Origin of the sequence: Streptomyces sp. NPDC008086, from assembly GCF_042957325.1 — a bacterium.
Taxonomy (GTDB): Bacteria; Actinomycetota; Actinomycetes; order Streptomycetales; family Streptomycetaceae; genus Streptomyces.
This window is the reverse complement of the sequence record NZ_JBIBIA010000012.1, coordinates 162,040-180,233: the sequence shown is the minus strand read 5'-3', so window position 1 is coordinate 180,233 and position 18,194 is coordinate 162,040. Positions and strand designations below refer to the sequence as shown.

The window sequence follows — 18,194 nt, the reverse complement described above, 5'->3', positions numbered from 1 at the left end:
CGCGCCGCACTCGGCTTTACGAACTTTTGAAGCCGAAGTCTAGTTCGGCACCTCTTCGCACCCCACCCGGGCCCGGCTTTTGCTCATATCGCGTTATGAGACGTTGACCCCGAAGTCGAGCGCGATGCCCCGCAGACCCGAGGCATAACCCTGCCCCACCGCACGGAACTTCCATTCGCCCTGGTAGCGGTAGACCTCACCGAAGATCATGGCGGTCTCGCTGGAGGCGTCCTCGCTCAGGTCGTAGCGGGCGAGTTCCTGGCCGTCGGCCTGGTTGACCACGCGGATGAAGGCGTTGCTCACCTGGCCGAAGGTCTGGCCGCGCTCGTCGGCCATGTGGATCGAGACCGGGAAGACGATCTTGTCGCAGTGGGCCGGCACCTTGGAGAGGTCGATCAGCAGCGACTCGTCGTCGCCGTCGCCCTCGCCGGTGAGGTTGTCCCCGGTGTGCTCCACCGAGCCGTCCGGGCTCTTGAGCTGGTTGTAGAAGACGAACCATTCGTCGCCCAGGACGCGTCCGCCGCTGCACACCAGTGCGCTGGCGTCGAGGTCGAAGGGGGCTCCGGTGGTGGAGCGCGCGTCCCAGCCGAGCCCGATCATCACCTGGGTGAGATTGGGTGCGGCCTTGGACAGGGAGACATTTCCTCCCTTGGCGAGCGTGACGCCCATGTGCTGGTCCTCCCCGCGTTTTGCTTCTTTGGTTGTCCTGCGCATCCGGCGCCGCACCCAAACGATGCGGCGCCGGACTCAGCCGGTGGTGTCCTGGACGGTCACCCCTCGGATCGAACTCAGACGTTCACACCGAAGTCCTGCGCGATGCCGCGCAGACCCGACGCGTAGCCCTGACCGATGGCGCGGAACTTCCACTCCGCGCCGTGCCGGTACAGCTCGCCGAAGACCATCGCGGTCTCGGTGGACGCGTCCTCCGAGAGGTCGTAGCGCGCGATCTCAGCACCGCCGGCCTGGTTGACGACGCGGATGAAGGCGTTGCGCACCTGGCCGAAGGACTGCTGGCGGTTCTCGGCGTCGTAGATCGAGACCGGGAAGACGATCTTCTCCACGTCGGCCGGGACGCCCGCGAGGTTGACCTTGATCTGCTCGTCGTCGCCCTCGCCCTCACCGGTGAGGTTGTCGCCGGTGTGCTCGACGGAGCCGTCGGCGCTCTTGAGGTTGTTGAAGAAGACGAAGTTCGCGTCGCTGCCGACCTTGCCTTCCGGGTTCAGCAGCAGCGCGCTGGCGTCCAGGTCGAAGTCGGTGCCGGTGGTGGTGCGGACGTCCCACCCCAGACCGACGATGACCGCAGTGAGGCCCGGGGCCTCCTTGCTCAGTGATACGTTGCCGCCCTTGCTGAGGCTGACTCCCACGAGTCCTCCATTGGTTTCCAGGGGCGGGGAGCCCCGCCGTGCGTTTGATATCGGATCAACGAGTCGATCCTAGTGACGGGTTCCCGTGGCTCGCATGCCTTGGTACCGAAGAATCAGAGGGTGTCGAGCGCCTTGACGTACTCGCTCAGGTCGCGCGCGTCCGGCAGGGCGTTGACGACCGTCCAGCGCACGACGCCCTCCTTGTCGATGACGAAGGTGCCGCGCACCGCGCAGCCCTTGTCCTCGGCGAAGACGCCGTAGGCACGGCTGACCTCGCCGTGCGGCCAGAAGTCGCTGAGCAGCGGGTACTCCAGGCCCTCCTGCTCGGCGAAGACCCGCAGGGTGTGGATGGAGTCGTTGGAGACGGCGAGCACCTGCGTGTCCCGGTCGGAGAACTGCGGCAGGTTGTCGCGCACCTCGCACAGCTCACCGGTGCACACGCCGGTGAAGGCGAAGGGGTAGAAGAGCAGGACGACGTTCTTGGAACCACGGAAGTCCGAGAGCTTCACACTCGCACCGTGGTTGTCCTTGAGCTCGAAGTCGGGGGCCTTGTCGCCGACCTGGATCGCCATCGTCGTAGATGTCCCTTCGTGGGGCTGTTCGGGTGGAACCCACCCTACGCAGCCGATCAACGGCGCCGTGCAGGAGGCGGGGGCGGGACGCGGATGCCCGGCCGGACGCGGAATGGCGGGTGGTACGCAAATGCCGGGCCGGGCTTCTCAGCCCGGCCCGGCACCATCAGCCCGTCCGGCGATTTGAGGACGAGGCCCGTTCAGGGCCGATGCGGGGGTCTGGGGGCGCGGCCCCCAGGGACGGCCACCCCAGCGGACGGCAGCGTTTCAGCCGACGGCCACTTTCGAACCGCTACTTCTTCGACTTCGCGGCCTTGGGCGTCACCAGCCGGCTGCCGCTCCAGTCCTTGCCGACGCTGACACTCTTGGACGCCGACAGACCCGCAGTGGTCGCGGCTTCAGAGATGTCGCTCGGCTCCACGTAGCCGTCACGGCCGGTCTTCGGCGTCAGCAACAGGATCGCGCCGCCCTCTTCGATGTACGTGGTGGCATCCACCAGCGCATCCGTCAGGTCGCCGTCCTCGTCGCGGAACCACAGCACCGCGGCATCGGCAACGTCGTCGTAGTCCTCGTCCACGAGTTCTGTGCCGGTGACTGACTCAATGGCCTCGCGGAGTTCCTGGTCTACGTCGTCGTCGTAGCCGATCTCCTGGACCACCTGCTCGGGCTGGAACCCCAGCCTCTCGGCAAGGGTCCGCTCCTCCGCGTGGTCCGCGGTCGCGCTCACGGGTTGCCTCCTGATCATGTCTTGGGAAATAACTCAGCCACGCGCGTGCGCGAAGCATTGGCCGTAGTCCACACGGGCGGGGCGGATCGCGCAAGTACCCGGCCGTTCAGACCGCCGAAACGGTGACGATCGTGAACGTGTCACCGCAACTCCAGGCACACCCTCATCGTCTCAGGGTGACGCGCACCACACCAATCTGCCCCCTTTGTACGTTTGGGAACCATACGTTGCGGCTCCGCCGTTGACCAGGAAACGGTTACCTCACAGTAGAGATGACGTTTGGCCCCCCGAGGTACACGATGGGGAGCGGTGCAGACGCCCAGAAACCCCCGAAACACAGCCCTCTGACAGGTAAGGACCAGCGTGGCTTCCGGATCCGATCGCAACCCGATCATCATTGGCGGCCTTCCGAGTCAGGTTCCTGACTTCGACCCCGAGGAAACCCAGGAGTGGCTCGACTCCCTCGACGCCGCCGTGGACGAGCGCGGCCGGGAGCGGGCCCGCTATCTGATGCTGCGCCTGATCGAGCGGGCCCGCGAGAAGCGTGTCGCCGTGCCCGAGATGCGCAGCACGGACTACGTCAACACGATCGCCACCAAGGACGAGCCGTTCTTCCCGGGCAACGAGGAGATCGAGCGCAAGATCCTCAACGCCACCCGGTGGAACGCCGCGGTGATGGTGTCCAGGGCCCAGCGCCCCGGCATCGGCGTCGGCGGCCACATCGCCACCTTCGCGTCCTCGGCCTCGCTCTACGACGTGGGCTTCAACCACTTCTTCCGGGGCAAGGACGAGGGCGACGGCGGCGACCAGGTCTTCTTCCAGGGCCACGCCTCGCCGGGCATCTACGCCCGCGCGTTCCTGCTGGACCGCCTCAGCGAGCAGAACCTGGACGCGTTCCGCCAGGAGAAGTCGAAGGCGCGGTACGGCCTGTCGAGCTACCCGCACCCCCGGTCGATGCCGGACTTCTGGGAGTTCCCGACGGTGTCGATGGGCCTCGGCCCGATCGGCGCGATCTACCAGGCGCGGATGAACCGCTACATGGAGGCGCGCGGTATCGCGGACACCTCCAAGTCGCATGTGTGGGCGTTCCTGGGCGACGGCGAGATGGACGAGCCGGAGTCCCTCGGCCAGCTGTCCATCGCCGCCCGCGAGGGCCTGGACAACCTCACCTTCGTCGTCAACTGCAACCTCCAGCGCCTCGACGGCCCGGTGCGGGGCAACGGCAAGGTCATCCAGGAGCTGGAGTCGATCTTCCGCGGCGCCGGCTGGAACGTGATCAAGCTGATCTGGGACCGCACCTGGGACCCGCTGCTCGCCCAGGACCGCGACGGCCTGTTGGTCAACCGGATGAACACCACGCCGGACGGCCAGTTCCAGACGTACGCCACCGAGACCGGCGGCTATATCCGCGACCACTTCTTCGGCGACGACCAGCGGCTGCGCGCGATGGTCGAGGGCCTGACCGACGACCAGATCCTGCACCTGGGCCGCGGCGGTCACGACCACAAGAAGATCTTCGCGGCGTTCTCGGCGGCCAAGGCGCACAAGGGCCAGCCGACCGTGATCCTCGCCAAGACGATCAAGGGCTGGACGCTCGGTCCCAACTTCGAGGGCCGCAACGCCACGCACCAGATGAAGAAGCTGACGGTCGACGACCTCAAGCGCTTCCGCGACCGGCTGCACCTGCCGATCGCCGACAAGGACCTGGAGAGCGGGGTCCCGCCGTACTACCACCCGGGGCGGGACTCCGAGGAGATCCAGTACATGCACGACCGCCGCAAGGGGCTCGGCGGTTACGTCCCGACGCGTGTCGTGCGCTCGAAGCCGCTGGCGCTGCCGGCGGACAAGACGTACGCGACCGTGAAGAAGGGCTCGGGCCACCAGTCGATCGCGACGACCATGGCCTTCGTCCGGCTCCTCAAGGACCTCATGCGGGACAAGGAGATCGGCAAGCGGTTCGTGCTGATCGCGCCGGACGAGTACCGCACGTTCGGCATGGACTCGTTCTTCCCGAGCGCGAAGATCTACAACCCGCTCGGCCAGCAGTACGAGTCGGTCGACCGTGAGCTGCTGCTGGCGTACAAGGAGTCGCCGCAGGGCCAGATGCTGCACGACGGCATCTCGGAGGCGGGCTGTACGGCCTCGCTGATCGCGGCGGGTTCGGCGTACGCCACGCACGGCGAGCCGCTGATCCCGGTCTACGTCTTCTACTCGATGTTCGGTTTCCAGCGCACCGGCGACCAGTTCTGGCAGATGGCGGACCAGCTGGCACGCGGTTTCGTACTGGGCGCGACCGCCGGCCGTACGACCCTGACCGGTGAGGGCCTCCAGCACGCGGACGGGCACTCGCAGCTGCTCGCCTCGACGAACCCGGGCTGTGTCGCGTACGACCCGGCGTACTCGTACGAGATCGCGCACATCGTGCAGGACGGTCTGCGGCGCATGTACGGGGGTTCCGAGGAGCACCCGCACGGCGAGGACGTCTTCTACTACCTCACCGTCTACAACGAGCCGATCCAGCACCCGGCCGAGCCTACGAGCGTCGACGTCGAGGGCATCCTCAAGGGCGTCCACCGGATCAGCGAGGGCACGACGGGCTCCATCCCCGCGCAGATCATGGCCTCCGGCGTGGCCGTCCCCTGGGCGGTCGAGGCGCAGAAGATCCTCGCCGAGGAGTGGAACGTGAAGGCCGACGTGTGGTCGGCGACCTCGTGGAACGAGCTGCGGCGTGAGGCCGTGGAGTGCGAGGAGCACAACCTGCTGCACCCGGAGGAGGAGCAGCGGGTGCCGTGGGTGACGCGGAAGCTGAGCGGGGCCGAGGGGCCGTTCGTGGCCGTTTCCGACTGGATGCGGTCGGTTCCGGACCAGATCGCGCGGTGGGTGCCCGGGACGTACCAGTCGCTGGGCGCGGACGGCTTCGGCTTCGCCGACACCCGGGGTGCGGCGCGGCGCTTCTTCCACATCGACGCGCAGTCGATCGTGGTGGCGGTGCTGACCGAGCTGGCGAAGGAGGGGAAGGTGGACCGGTCCGTGCTGAAGCAGGCGATCGACCGGTACCAGCTGCTCGACGCGTCGGCCGCGGACCCGGGGGCCGCGGGCGGCGACGCGTAGCGTCCGACGTCTGCCAACCGCTCGATGGGGTGGTGTGCCCGTGGGTGACCTGCGGGCTACACCGCCCCTTCACATTTCCTACGATGCGGCCATGAAGCGAGCGGTGGCACAAGCACGTTGGGAACGGCATACCCAGCGGCCCCTTTTCGGTCTGGCCCTGGCGTTCGCCGTGGCCTACGCGGTGCCGATCGTCCGGCCCGACGCGAGGCGTTCCGTGGTGGACGTGTGCCTCGCGGTGGAGTGGGTGGTGTGGGGCGCGTTCGCGCTGGACTACGCCGTCCGGCTCGTACTCGCGCAGCGGCGCCGGGAGTTCGTGCGGTCGCACTGGCTGGACCTGTGCGCGGTGCTGCTGCCGTTGATGCAGCCGCTGCGGCTGCTACGGCTCGTGTCGACGCTGCTGCTGGTGGGGCAGCGGGCGCGGATGGCCTCGCAGATCCGGCTGACCACGTATGTCGCCGGGGCGGTGGTGGGGCTGCTGATGTTCGGCTCGCTGGCGGTCCTGTCGGTCGAACGGGACTCGCCGAACGGGAACATCAAGACGCTGGGTGACGCGGTGTGGTGGTCGTTCACGACGATGACGACCGTGGGGTACGGGGATCACGCGCCGACCACCGGGGTGGGGCGGATGCTCGCGGTGGGGCTGATGCTGTCCGGGATCGCGCTGCTGGGTGTGGTGACGGCGAACATCGCCGCGTGGTTCATAGCGCGGTTCGAGATGGACGACGTTGAGGAGCGCCGGCAGACGGCCGCGATCGCGGAACTGGCCGAGGAGGTGCGGTTGCTGCGGGCGGAGGTGGCGTCGTTGAAGTCGGGGGCGGGGGTGCCGGAGCGACGCCGCTGAAGGTGGGGTGCGGGGTGCATCGGCGGGTGCGGGTGCGTCGTGGTTGCTCGCGCAGTTCCCCGCGCCCCTGGAGAAGCGGGACTGCGCCCCTGCTTTTCCATGACCCGCAAGGGGCCGTGTCTTTCAGGGGCGCGGGGAACTGCGCGAGAAGCCCCACCGGGCCGCACGCTCAGACGAGACCGGTTCCCGGCCCTGTCGCGCCCGCGAGCCAGATGACGGCCAGGATCGTGTCGATCGCACCCAGAACGACCGCGATGATCGCAGGGACGGGGCGGGCGCTGGACCACGATCGGCCCATGGCCAGCCAGCCGCAGACGATCGCCGCCGGGCCGAGGATGATGCCCAGTACGAAGAATCCGGCGACCGCACAGACGACTCCGATGATCCCCAAGGTCGCGCGATCCGGCCCGGTCCGTGACCACGTCCGGCCACGTGAGCGGGGGTGCCTGCGCGTACCGTGTCCGAAGCCCGCCATCGTCAACTCCTTGATTCGGCGTTCGACTTGGCGAGTACCCACGGTGCGCTTCTCATGCCTGCGCGTCCGGGACCGCGGCGCGCTGACCCCCTCCGGCAGCGCGCCGCAGGCCCTGGCTTGACCCACTGTGACCTGCGGCGCACCCCGGTTGGGAGGGATCTTCGGGGCTGTCACCCTGATAGGGGAACTCCCCTGTCCCCCTCCCCTCGTTCGCGTCAGATGTGCGCCGCCCCCGCGCCCGCCTCCGCGTTCTCCCCCCGCTTGGTGAGGAAGGCCACGAAGACCGCGACGACCGCGACGCCCGCGGCGACCAGGGACGCCAGGCTCATGCCGGAGATGAACGTGTCGCGCGCCACGTCCGTGATCTTCGCGGCGATGGCGTCCGGCGTGCCCGGGGCCAGCGGTGCCACGCCGACCTGGACCGCCTCGGAGGCCTGGGCCTCCTGCGCGGCGGTCAGCGGCGGCAGCCCGGCGGAGGTCCAGTTGCCGGCGAGGTCGCTGTCGACCTTGGAGGCCATGACGGCACCCAGCACGGCCGTACCGAGGCTGCCGCCGATCTGCATCGCGGCCTGCTGGAGACCGCCGGCCACACCGGACAGCTCCATGGGCGCGTTGCCGACGATGACCTCCGTGGCGCCGACCATGACCGGCGCGAGGCCGAGGCCGAGCAGGGCGAACCAGAGCGACATCACGGCGCTGCCGGTGTCCGTGTCCAGCGTGGACATGCCGTACATGGCGATGGCGGTGAGCGCCATGCCGCCCGCCAGCGGGATCCGCGGGCCGAGCTTGGTGATCATCGCGCCCGCGAGCGGGGAGCCGACGATCATCATGCCGGTGAGCGGGAGCAGGTGCAGACCGGCGTCGATGGGGCTCATGTCGTGGACGTTCTGGAGGTAGAACGTCACGAAGAACAGGCCGCCCATGAACGCGATGGCCATCAGGACCATCAGCACGACACCCGCGGAGAGCGGGATCGAGCGGAAGAGGGCGAGCGGGATGAGGGGTTCCTTGACCTTCGTCTCCCAGAGGGCGAAGAGCGCGAAGCCCACCACCGAGCCGGCTATGAACAGCCACGTCTTGCCGTCGCCCCAGCCCCACTCCGGGGCCTTGATGAGCGCCCAGACCAGGCAGAACATGGCGGCCGACAGCAGGACGATGCCCAGGATGTCGAAGGAGCGCGGGGCGTTCTCGGCGCGGTGGTCGAGCAGGATCAGCACGCCGAGGACGACGGCGATGATGCCGACCGGCACGTTGATGAAGAACACCGACTGCCAGTTGACGTGCTCGACGAGGACGCCGCCGAGGATCGGGCCGCCGGCGGTGGAGGCGCCGATGACCATGCCCCAGATGCCGATGGCCATGTTGAGCTTCTCGGCCGGGAAGGTCGCCCGCAGCAGACCGAGCGCGGCCGGCATCAGCAGCGCGCCGAACAGGCCCTGGAAGACACGGAAGACGACGACCGCGCCGATGCTGCTGGACAGGCCGATCGCGCCGGAGGCGGCGGCGAAGCCGACGACGCCGATGAGGAAGGTCTGGCGGTGGCCGAACCGGTCACCGAGCTTGCCCGCGGTGATCAGGGAGACCGCGAGGGCGAGGAAGTAGCCGTTGGTGATCCACTGCACCTCGGCGAAGGACGCGCTCAGGTCCTTCTGGATGGCCGGGTTGGCGATGGCCACGATGGTGCCGTCGAGGGCCACCATCATGACCCCGACCGCGACGGTGATGAGAGTGAACCAGGGGTGGCCGCGCAGCCCCTTGGCCGGCGTCGCGTCCGACGGGGCTTCTGGTGCCCGGTCCCCCGGCCCCGTCGTCTTGATGGTGGTCTGACTAGTCATGCGTTCGAGGCTAATGACAGCCACTGACAATTGACAAACCAATTCACAAGTCGGTAACTGACACCTATGGAAACACTGCGCGAACGCAAGAAGCAGCGCACCCGGGAAGCACTGCTGCGTACCGCGCTGGAGCTCTTCACCACCGAGGGGTACGAGCGCACCACGGTCGACGACATCGCGGCGGCCGTCGATGTGTCGCAGCGCACATTCTTCCGCTACTTCGCCGGCAAGGAAGAGGCGGCCCTCGCTCCCATGGACGTGACGGTGGCGCACTTCCTCCAGTCGGTGCGCGAGCGCCCGCCGCACGAGGCCCCGATGGAGGCGCTGCGGCAGGCGGTGCTGGAGGGCTGGGACACGCTCCACGACGTGATCGAGGCCATCGCGCCGATCGAGCTGTATCTGCGCATGTGCCGGTTGGTCGAGTCGACACCCGCCCTGCTCGCCGCCCATCTGCGCCGCTCGGTCGAGGCCGAGGAGGCGATGGCGGCCATCCTCGCCGAGCGCGAGGGGGTCGACATGGACACCGATCCGCGGCCGCGGCTGGCGGTGGCCGTCTTCGGTGGCGTGATGCGGCTGACGGAGCGTCAGTGGAGTGTCGGGGAGGACTTCAGCCTGGACGCCATGCGGGCACTGACCGTCTCATATCTCGAACAGGTCGGCCCGGCACTCAGCGAGAGCTGGCGAACACACTGAGGTCATCGGCGTGTTGCCACCACCTTGATCGAAACGTGATACCCATCACTTGGTTAACGCGAGACCCTCCCGTTCTCCTAGTGTGTCCTCCCAGTGACTTCCTTCGACACGTCCCCGCAACTGAACGTCTGGCGCGCGCTGCTCGCACTGGCCGTGGTGTTCGTGATGCTGGCGACCACCGGCTGGACCGCCCTGCGCCACCACCGGACCGCCTCTCCCCTCCAGGCCTCGCTCAGCGCCTGGGAGGACGGCAGCGTCGCCGGCCACCGGCTGCCGACCGCGACCTCCTCCCCCACGCGGCTCGCCCGGTTCTTCGCCTCGCTCACCGACACCCAGCGCACGGATCTCGTACGCCGCTATCCGCTCGCGGTCGGCAACATGAACGGCGCTCCGGTCGACCTGCGCTACCGCGCCAACCGGCTCGCCCTCCATGAGGCGCGCGAGGTCGAGCGCAAACGCATGTACGACAAGAAGCTCACGCCCGACGGGCAGCGCGAGGCGGGCCGCCGTATGCACCGCTTCGAGTCGATGATGCGGACGGACCGGAACATCCTCGCCTTCGACCCCGAGGGCTCGGGACGGGCCGCCGAGGTGTTCGGCGACCTGGCACGGGCCGAGCGGATCTCGGTCGTCGTCCCCGGCGTCGACACCGACCTCCTCACCTTCCAGCGCACCAGCCGCAAGTACTCCGCGCCGGTCGGCATGGCCCAGTCCCTGTACGACGCCGAGCGCGCGGCCAGCCCGTCGACGCGTACGGCCGTGATCGCCTGGGCCGACTACACGGCGCCGAGCGGGCTCGGCATCGACTCGGCGACCGCGATGCGGGCCGCGGGCGGAGCCGTACGGCTGGAGGCACTGGTGCGGGCCCTGCCCGGCGTCTCCCCGGTCTCCCTGTTCTGCCACAGCTACGGCTCGGTGCTGTGCGGGATCGCCGCGCCCGCGCTGCCGGAGCGGGTGGCCGACATAGCGGTGGCGGGCAGCCCCGGCATGCGGGTCTCCAAGGCCTCCCATCTGCGTACGACCGCCCATGTGTGGGCGATGCGGGACGCCGACGACTGGGTGCAGGACGTGCCGTACCTCGAGGTCGGCGGGCTGGGACACGGGGAGGACCCGGTGTCGTCGGTGTTCGGGGCGCGGGTGCTGTCCGCGCGGGAGGCCAAGGGCCACGGCGGCTACTTCGAGCCGGGCACGGACAGCGTGGCGAACTTCGCCGAGATCGGGGTTGGCGCGTACCGCTCGGTGCGGTGCGCGGACGATGCCGAGGCCTGTCGGGCGGGTTTGTCCGACACGGCGTCGGCCGGACGCGCGTAGAGGCGCAGGAATCGCGGTGTGCGCGGGGTGGCGACGGAGGAGCACGTGCCGCATACGATGAGCCGCATGGGTGACGTACTGGCCGGATTTCATGCCGCCTGGGAGTTCGAGTCCGACTCCGTGCTCATCCGTTACGAACGAGGCATTCGAACACCCAAGCTGTTCCAGGCGCTGGGGGAACGCCGGATACCTCTCGAGGCCATCGGCGGGGTGACGCTGACGCCGGGCAAGCGCGGGACGGTGGTGCTGCGCCTGGAGCTGCGGCCCGGGGCCGATCCGTTGATGGAGGCGGCGGCGGGGCAGCTCAAGGAGGGCGGCGATCCGTATCGGCTGGTGCTGCCGGCCGAGCGCGAGACGCTGGCCGAGTACTACGCCGACGAACTGCGGGCGGAGCTGAAGGAGTCGGGGCCGGCCGAGGAGTTCCTCGTGGAGGCGCCCGAGGTGCCGTTGCAGTTCAAGGCGTACGACGCGAAGGCGTCCTTCGACGGGCAGACGGTGCGGTTCCGGTGGTTCTGGACCGGGGCGTCCTCGGCGAAGTGGAAGGCCGGGGACCAGAGCTTCTCCGTCGCCGAGTTGAGCGGGGTCGAGTGGCGGTCGCCCGAGGTCTTCGAGGGGCATCTGCGGTTGCTCCGGCGGGACGGGGGTGACGGGCGGCCCGTGCCCGAGCAGGTCGATCACGATCCGGCCGCGGTGGTGTTCGGGCTGGGGTACGGGCCGGTGCACGAGTCGTTGCCGTTCGCCGCGGCGGTGTTGTCGGCGGTTCGCTCCGCGGGGGTGGCCGCGGCTGTCCCGGCGGCGGGGGTGCCGCGCCGGGACCCTGCGGATATCGCTGAGCGGATTCGGCACCTCGGGGAGTTGCATCAGGCGGGGTTGGTGACGGATGAGGAGTTCTCCGTCAAGAAGGCCGAGTTGTTGGCGGAACTTTAGGGCGGAGCGTCTGCCGGGTGCGGTTGTGGGGGTGGGTGCGGGCCGGTCGTGGCTGTTCGCGCAGTTCCCCGCGCCCCTGAAAGCCTCGCCCCTGCGGGCCCGCCGAGAAGACCTGCTCCTCCCGGCCCGCCAGAAAGCCTCGCCCCTCCCGGCCCGCTGAAAAGACCCCCGACCCGCCAGAAAGCCCTCCCCCCACGGCCCGCCGAAAAGACACGCTCCTCCTCGGTGAGAATGCGCGCTGAAGCCCCTACTCCCTGCCCGCCGACGCGAAGCGCATGTCCGCGTACCTGTCGCCTGCCACCTGGGCGGCGATCGGGTTCAGTAGGGTCAGCTGCTCCTCGGTCAGGGAGATTCGGGTGGCGCCGGTGTTCTCCTCGACGCGCGTCGGCTTGCGGGTGCCGGGGATGGGGATGACCGGGAGGCCGTGCAGGGCCGCCTGTTGCTGGACCCAGGCCAGGGCGATCTGGCCCGGGGTGGAGCCGTGGGCCTCGGCCACCTTGCGGATCGGGCTCAGGAGCGCGGCGTTCGTCGTCGCGTTCTCGCCCGTGAAGCGGGGCTGTTGGCGGCGGAAGTCGTCCGTCGTCAGGTCCTCGGCGTTGGTGAAGGAGCCGGTGAGGAAGCCTCGGCCCAGCGGGGAGTAGGGGACGAGGGCGACGCCCAGTTCGCGGGCGGTGGGGACCACGTTCGCCTCGATGTCGCGGCTGAACAGGGACCACTCCGACTGCACGGCGGCGATCGGGTGGACGCTCTGGGCGGCACGCAGTTCCGCACCCGTCACCTCGCTCAGGCCCAGGTGCTTGACCTTGCCCTCGCGGACCAGGTCGGCCATGACGGCGACCGTCTCCTCGATGGGTATGTTCACGTCCCGGCGGTGCATGTAGTAGAGGTCGATCACGTCGACGTCGAGGCGGCGCAGGCTCGCCTCGACGGCCTGGCGGATGTACGGCTCGTCGTTGCGGATGACGCGGCGGGTCGGGTCGTCCGGGGGGATCGCCAGAGCGAACTTCGTGGCGATGACGATCTCGTCCCGGTGCGCCTTGAAGAACGGCGACAGGAACCTCTCGTTCTCGCCCGCCCCGTAGGCGTCCGCCGTGTCGTACAGCGTGACGCCCAGTTCAAGTGCCCGCTCCAGGGTGGCCCTTGACGCGTCCGCGTCCGAGGGGCCGTACCCGAAACTCATGCCCATGCAGCCGAGGCCCTGGACGCCTACCTCGGGGCCCGTCGCGCCGAGTCGTGCCGTCGCGATCCTGCTGTCCGTCATCCGGCCTTCTCCACCTTCTCCGTGCTGTGGTGCTCGTACGTCTTGTCCTGCTCGTACAGACGCCCCGCGTCCGCGTAGAAACTGATCTTCCGGTCCAGTACGGCGAGCGTGTCCTGGAGCTCGGCGATCCGCGCGAGGACGTCGCGGCGGGTCGTCTCCAGCAGTTCGAAGCGCTCACCGAACGTGTGGTCGCCCTCGCGCACCAGCTCGGCGTACCGGACCATGTCGGCGACCGGCATGCCGGTGAGGCGCAGCTTGCCGACGAGGTCGAGCCAGTCCAGGTCGCGGTTGCTGTAGCGGCGCTGGCCGGTGTGCGAGCGGTCGATGTGCGGCATGAGGCCGATCCGCTCGTACCAGCGCAGGGTGTGGGCCGTCAGACCGGTGAAGGCGACGACCTCGCTGATCGTGTAGCTGTCCTGGCCTGCCGGTCGCCGGTGCGGATGCGGCGGGGCGGCACAGCTGTCGGTCCTGGTACTCGTGGTCTCCATCACCGTCATGCGCTCAACGCTATGGCCTTGGAGTGCGCTCCAAGCAAGCGGAAACGGTAAGAAAAGCACGGGACATGGTGTGATCGTCGTGGCTAGCGTGCCGGCATGAGTCTTGTACGTCGCGCCCGGCCGGAGGACGCCGCCGAAGTACTGCGGCTGCGTCAGGTGATGATCGACGCCCTGCCCGGCGGGGACGGCTCCACGGAGTGGCACACGGGCTCGCTGCCGGTGCTGCGGGGGAAGCTGGGCGAGGCGGACGGGGACTTCGCGGCGTTCGTGGTCGACCACCCGGACCGGCCGGGGGCCCTGGCTGCACTGGTCGTCGGGACGATCGACTACCGGATCGGGAAGGCGGGCAATCCGGGCGGGCTGGCCGGGTACGTCTTCAGCGTCGCCACCGATCCGCAGGCCAGACGTCGCGGGTACGCGCGCGCGTGCATGGACGAGCTGCTGCTGTGGTTCCGCGAGCGGGGCGCCGGGCAGGTCATGCTCACCGCGTCCGCGGAGGCCGAGCCGCTCTACGCCTCCCTCGGCTTCGTCCACAAGCCGGACCCCACGATGATCCTGAAGCTCTGAGCGGCTTAGGCTCGGGGCATGTCCTTGCAGAGCCTCGCGCTGATCGAAGACTGGCCGGTTCCCACCGCTGCGGCGGGTGTCGTACGGGCGGACGGGACCGTCCTGGGGACCCATGGGCCCGTCGGACATCGCTTTCCCCTCGCCTCGGTCACCAAGCCGCTGGCCGCCTACGCGGTGCTCGTCGCGTACGAGGAGGGGGCCGTCGAGCTGGACGAGGCGGCGGGACCCGCGGGGGCGACCGTGCGGCATCTGCTGGCGCACACGTCGGGGTTGGCGTTCGACGAGCACCGGGTGACGGCGCCGCCCGGGGAGCGGCGGTTGTACTCCAACGCCGGGTTCGAGCAGCTCGGGGACCATGTGGCGAAGGCGACGGACATTCCGTTCGCGGAGTATCTGCGGCAGGCGGTCCTGGAGCCGCTGGGGATGACGGCCACGTCGCTGGAGGGTTCCCCGGCGAAGGACGGGGTGTCGACCGTCGAGGATCTGCTGCGGTTCGCGGCGGAGGTGCAGGCGCCCCGGCTGCTGGACCCGCGGACGGTCGCCGAGGCGATGACCGTGCAGTACCCGGGGACGAAGGGCGTGCTGCCGGGGTACGGGCATCAGAACCCCAACGACTGGGGGCTCGGCTTCGAGATCCGGGACGGCAAGTCCCCGCACTGGACGGGCGCCGCGTCCTCGCCGCGCACCTTCGGGCACTTCGGTCAGTCGGGGACGTTCCTGTGGATCGACCCGGACGCCGGCGCGGCCTGTGTCGCGCTGACGGACCGGGCGTTCGGGCCGTGGGCGGTCGAGGTGTGGCCGCCGTTCACGGACGCGGTGCTGGCCGGGCTGTAGCCGCGGGTCACCTGTCCCGGGGCGCTCCCGGCTCCGGCAGGGCGCCGAGTTTCTCGCCGGCGCCCTCGGTGTCGATGTGCGGCAGGATCCTGTCCAGCCACCGGGGCGTCCACCAGGCGTGCTCGCCGAGCAGGGTCATCACGGCGGGCACCATCAGCAGCCGGACCACCGTGGCGTCGATGAGCACGCTGACGGCGAGTCCCAGGCCCAGCATCTTGACGACGATGTTGTCGCTGATGATGAAGGCCGCGAACACGCTCACCATGATCAGCGCCGCGCAGGTGATCACCCGCGCGGTGATCTCCAGCGCGTGGGCGACCGAGTCCTTGGCGTCCCCGGTGCGCAGCCACGCCTCGTGCACCCGGGACAGCAGGAAGATCTCGTAGTCCATGCTGAGCCCGAAGATGATGGCGAACATCATCATCGGCACATAGCTCTCGATGGGCACCTTGCCGTGCACCCCCAGCGCGGGCCCGCCCCAGCCCCACTGGAACACCGCGACGACGACACCGTACGAGGCCGCGATCGACAGGACGTTCAGGACGGCCGCCTTCACCGCGACCAGCAGGCCGCGGAAGACCGCGAGGACGATCAGGAAGGCTAGGCCCACCACGACGGCGATGATCAGCGGCAGCCGCTGCGCGACGATGTCGCGGAAGTCGACCTGGGCGGCCGTGGTCCCGGTGACGTAGCCCTTGGCGTCGGTGCCCGCGGCCGCGTCGGGGAGGGTGTGGTCGTAGAGCCGGTTGGTGAGGTCGGTGGTGTCCTTGTTCTGCGGGGACACCGACGAGTAGACCGTGCCGACGAGGACGTCGCCGTCCTGGGTCGGCTGCAGCGGGCTGACGAAGGCGGTCCCGGGCTCGTCGTTCAGGGCCTGCTGGGTCTTCGAGGCCAGGTCGGAGCGTTGCGACTCGGGTACGTTCGTCTGGTCCACGACGATCGTCAGCGGGCCGTTGGAGCCCGCGCCGAAGGCGTCCGTCATCAGGTCGAAGGCCCGCCGGTCGGTGAAGGACGTGGGGTCGGCGCCGTCGCCGATGTGGCCGAGCTGGATCGAGAAGACGGGGATGGCGAGCACCGCGACGGTGACGATGCCTGCGGACAGGTACCGCCACGGATGGTGCTCGACGCGCTTGGCGTACCGGTGCCAGGTGCCCTGGGAGGTGTCGCCCGCCGCCTCGGTCTCGGCGATGGGCCTGCGGACGTGCCAGCGGTCGACGTTGCGGCCGACCAGCCCCAGCAGGGCGGGGACCAGGGTCAGCGCGCCGAGGACCGCCGAGACGACCGTGACGGCCGCGGCGACGCCGAGCAGGCCGATGAAGTCCACGCCGGACACCCACAGGCCCATCAGGGCGACGATCACCGTCGTACCGGAGACCAGGACCGCGCGTCCGCTCGTGGCGGCGGCGTGGCCGGCGGCGCGCACCGGGTCGGCGCCGTCCATGAGGTTCTGCCGGTGCCGGGTGAGCAGGAAGAGGGCGTAGTCGATGCCGACGCCGAGGCCGATCATCGTGGCCAGGGTGGGCGAGACGGTGGCGAAGGTGAACGCGATGGCGAGCAGCCCGAGGCAGGCCAGTCCGCCGACCACCCCGATCAGCGCCGTGACCAGCGGCAACCCGGCCGCGATCACACTGCCGAAGCCGATGAGCAGGACGACGATGGCGACGCCGAACCCGATCGCCTCGCTGATCCGGTCGTTGCCGGCGGGCCGCTCCAGCTCGCCGAGCGATCCGCCGTACTCGACGTCGACGCCGGCCTGTCTGAGCGGCTCCACGGCGCTGTCGACGCCGTTCAGGTAGCTGTCGCCCAGCAGGGAGGGCTGCTCGTTGAAGCGGATGGTGATGTAGCCGGTCTTCCCGTCCGAGGACAGCGGGCCGACCTTCGAGGACTGGGCCTCCAGCGGGTTCTGCACGCTCAGCACGTGCGGCAGCTTCTGGAGGTCGGCGACGGTGGTCGACATCTGCGAGCCGACCGAGGTCAGGGACTTGTCCGCGTCGTGCAGCACGATCTGGCTGCTGTAGCCGCCGGCCTTGGGATCGTGCGCCTTGAGGACGTCCAGGCCCTTCTCGGACTGCACGTCGGACAGGGCGAAGTTGTCCGAGTACTCCCCGCCGTGGATGTGGTTGAGGGCCTGGAGCACACCGAGCGCGACGACCCAGGCGACGATGACGATCACGAAGTGGTGGGCGCACCACTCACCGAGCCGTCGCAGTCCCCCCTTCTGCGGGGCGTCGCCCCGTCCCCCTTCGCTCGTCGTGCGTCGTGCCATGGGCTCGGCTCTTCTCTGCCGGGCGGGTGTGAGACACCTCCATTTGACGCTGCTCAGACCACTTGGGCATCTCGAGCCCCACCCCTACCCGCCTGCTGCTCGCCGCTCCCCGGCCATCTCCCACATCAGCAGCTCGGCCGGGCTCACCCCCACCGCCTCCAGCCCCTCGGCGCCGGTGATGCGCGCCGCGTCCCCGGCACTCAGTTCCTCCTCGCCCAGGCGGATCGCGCCTCGCACGACATGCACGTACAGGTACGCCCCGTCCGGCACGGCCGTCCGCTCGCCCGCGCCCAGCCGCCGTACGTGGAGCATGGCGCCCGCCTCCGGGACGGCGTACGGCGTCGAGTCCGCGATGCCGTGGACGATCTCGTACGCCGGGTCGCCGCCCGGTGTCAGCGGGGCCAGCCAGGTCTGGACGAAGGTCAGGGGCACGTCGGCGTCGTTGCGTTCGACGTGCCGCACGCCTCCTGCGGAGCTGAGCCGCTGTACGTCCCCGGGGGCGACCCGGGTCTCGTGTCCCGTGGAGTCCCGGTGTGTCAGTTCGCCCTCGACGACCCAGGTCACGATCTCGGTGTGGCTGTGCGGGTGCTCGTCGAAGCCGGCGCCGGGTTCGAGGTGTTCCTCGTTGCAGGCGATCATCGCGCCGAAGCGGAGGTTGTCGGGGTCGTAGTGGGGGCCGAAGGAGAAGGCGTGGCGCGAGGAGATCCCCGCTGCCGGGTCCCCTCCGGGGTAGCGCTCCGTGGCGCGCCGTACGTCCATCACGGCCCCACGGTATCCCTGCCGGGCCGGCCACCGGCCCCCGACGCCGACGGCCTCCGACCTTTTCCCTCGCCCCCGCCGCCCCTACCCGTCCCATCCCTTGAAGGGGCTCCGCCCCTTCCACCCCGCCAGGGGGCTCCGCCCCCCGGACCCC

Annotated in this window: 17 protein-coding genes; 7 read left to right on the top strand and 10 right to left on the bottom strand. The window is 69.5% G+C overall.

Annotated features, from left to right (window positions below; translation table 11 throughout):
* Positions 1 to 93: 93 nt before the first annotated feature.
* The 4 genes from ACFZBP_RS36315 to ACFZBP_RS36300 all read right to left on the bottom strand — a co-directional run bounded on the left by ACFZBP_RS36315 (position 94) and on the right by ACFZBP_RS36300 (position 2,663).
* A complete protein-coding gene (locus ACFZBP_RS36315) occupies positions 94 to 669 on the bottom strand; it encodes a TerD family protein (protein WP_062724312.1) in 576 nt (191 codons plus the stop codon).
* A 119-nt stretch (positions 670 to 788) separates the two neighbouring features.
* Positions 789 to 1,364 carry a TerD family protein gene (locus ACFZBP_RS36310; RefSeq protein ID WP_031476289.1) on the bottom strand — a complete coding sequence of 192 codons (576 nt, stop codon included), beginning with the start codon at positions 1,362 to 1,364 and terminating at the stop codon, positions 789 to 791.
* Positions 1,365 to 1,477: 113 nt separating this feature from the next.
* Positions 1,478 to 1,936 (bottom strand): peroxiredoxin, encoded by a 459-nt coding sequence (locus tag ACFZBP_RS36305; RefSeq protein WP_383450445.1) that lies wholly within the window; start codon positions 1,934 to 1,936, stop codon positions 1,478 to 1,480.
* 292 nt (positions 1,937 to 2,228) lie between these two features.
* Positions 2,229 to 2,663, bottom strand: coding sequence for a DUF3052 domain-containing protein (locus ACFZBP_RS36300; protein WP_190068584.1), 435 nt, complete (start codon positions 2,661 to 2,663; stop codon positions 2,229 to 2,231).
* Positions 2,664 to 3,026: 363 nt separating this feature from the next.
* On the opposite strand from ACFZBP_RS36300, the gene aceE reads away from it, so the two are divergent.
* Positions 3,027 to 5,774: a pyruvate dehydrogenase (acetyl-transferring), homodimeric type gene (gene aceE / locus ACFZBP_RS36295; RefSeq protein ID WP_391419729.1), complete on the top strand. Its 2,748-nt coding sequence runs from the start codon at positions 3,027 to 3,029 to the stop codon at positions 5,772 to 5,774.
* A 91-nt stretch (positions 5,775 to 5,865) separates the two neighbouring features.
* Positions 5,866 to 6,615, top strand: coding sequence for a potassium channel family protein (locus ACFZBP_RS36290; protein WP_383450439.1), 750 nt, complete (start codon positions 5,866 to 5,868; stop codon positions 6,613 to 6,615).
* A 169-nt stretch (positions 6,616 to 6,784) separates the two neighbouring features.
* Here the strand turns inward: ACFZBP_RS36290 and ACFZBP_RS36285 are convergent, their stop codons facing one another.
* Together ACFZBP_RS36285 and ACFZBP_RS36280 are read right to left on the bottom strand one after the other, a co-directional pair.
* A complete protein-coding gene (locus ACFZBP_RS36285; protein ID WP_391419790.1) occupies positions 6,785 to 7,090 on the bottom strand; it encodes a small hydrophobic protein in 306 nt (101 codons plus the stop codon).
* 215 nt (positions 7,091 to 7,305) lie between these two features.
* Positions 7,306 to 8,925 (bottom strand): DHA2 family efflux MFS transporter permease subunit, encoded by a 1,620-nt coding sequence (locus ACFZBP_RS36280; protein WP_391419726.1) that lies wholly within the window; start codon positions 8,923 to 8,925, stop codon positions 7,306 to 7,308.
* Between the two features lie 66 nt (positions 8,926 to 8,991).
* Between ACFZBP_RS36280 and ACFZBP_RS36275 the strand changes: the two genes are divergently transcribed.
* The 3 genes from ACFZBP_RS36275 to ACFZBP_RS36265 all read left to right on the top strand — a co-directional run bounded on the left by ACFZBP_RS36275 (position 8,992) and on the right by ACFZBP_RS36265 (position 11,856).
* Positions 8,992 to 9,618 (top strand): TetR family transcriptional regulator, encoded by a 627-nt coding sequence (locus ACFZBP_RS36275; RefSeq protein ID WP_391419723.1) that lies wholly within the window; start codon positions 8,992 to 8,994, stop codon positions 9,616 to 9,618.
* 93 nt (positions 9,619 to 9,711) lie between these two features.
* Positions 9,712 to 10,929 carry an alpha/beta hydrolase gene (locus ACFZBP_RS36270; RefSeq protein WP_383450430.1) on the top strand — a complete coding sequence of 406 codons (1,218 nt, stop codon included), beginning with the start codon at positions 9,712 to 9,714 and terminating at the stop codon, positions 10,927 to 10,929.
* A gap of 57 nt (positions 10,930 to 10,986) precedes the next feature.
* Positions 10,987 to 11,856, top strand: a complete 870-nt coding sequence (locus tag ACFZBP_RS36265; RefSeq protein ID WP_391419788.1) for a DUF4429 domain-containing protein — start codon at positions 10,987 to 10,989, stop codon at positions 11,854 to 11,856.
* Between the two features lie 247 nt (positions 11,857 to 12,103).
* On the opposite strand, the gene ACFZBP_RS36260 is transcribed toward ACFZBP_RS36265, so the two are convergent.
* Positions 12,104 to 13,117, bottom strand: coding sequence for an aldo/keto reductase (locus ACFZBP_RS36260; RefSeq protein WP_391419720.1), 1,014 nt, complete (start codon positions 13,115 to 13,117; stop codon positions 12,104 to 12,106).
* Complete coding sequence (locus ACFZBP_RS36255; protein WP_391419717.1) at positions 13,114 to 13,614, bottom strand: MerR family transcriptional regulator; 501 nt, start codon at positions 13,612 to 13,614, stop codon at positions 13,114 to 13,116. The genes ACFZBP_RS36260 and ACFZBP_RS36255 overlap by 4 nt, the downstream gene beginning before the upstream one ends.
* 96 nt (positions 13,615 to 13,710) lie before the next feature.
* Here ACFZBP_RS36255 and ACFZBP_RS36250 point away from each other — a divergent pair, with 96 nt between their 5' ends.
* Together ACFZBP_RS36250 and ACFZBP_RS36245 are read left to right on the top strand one after the other, a co-directional pair.
* Positions 13,711 to 14,181, top strand: coding sequence for a GNAT family N-acetyltransferase (locus tag ACFZBP_RS36250; RefSeq protein WP_383450424.1), 471 nt, complete (start codon positions 13,711 to 13,713; stop codon positions 14,179 to 14,181).
* Positions 14,182 to 14,199: 18 nt separating this feature from the next.
* Entirely contained in the window at positions 14,200 to 15,015 is an 816-nt protein-coding gene (locus tag ACFZBP_RS36245; protein WP_391419713.1) for a serine hydrolase, read from the top strand.
* A 7-nt stretch (positions 15,016 to 15,022) separates the two neighbouring features.
* Here ACFZBP_RS36245 and ACFZBP_RS36240 read toward each other — a convergent pair whose 3' ends face one another.
* The gene (locus ACFZBP_RS36240) at positions 15,023 to 17,281 is read right to left on the bottom strand and encodes an MMPL family transporter (protein ID WP_391419711.1); all 2,259 of its coding nucleotides are present in this window, start codon (positions 17,279 to 17,281) and stop codon (positions 15,023 to 15,025) included.
* Positions 17,282 to 17,365: 84 nt separating this feature from the next.
* Entirely contained in the window at positions 17,366 to 18,040 is a 675-nt protein-coding gene (locus ACFZBP_RS36235; protein WP_391419786.1) for a pirin family protein, read from the bottom strand.
* Positions 18,041 to 18,194 lie beyond the last annotated feature (154 nt).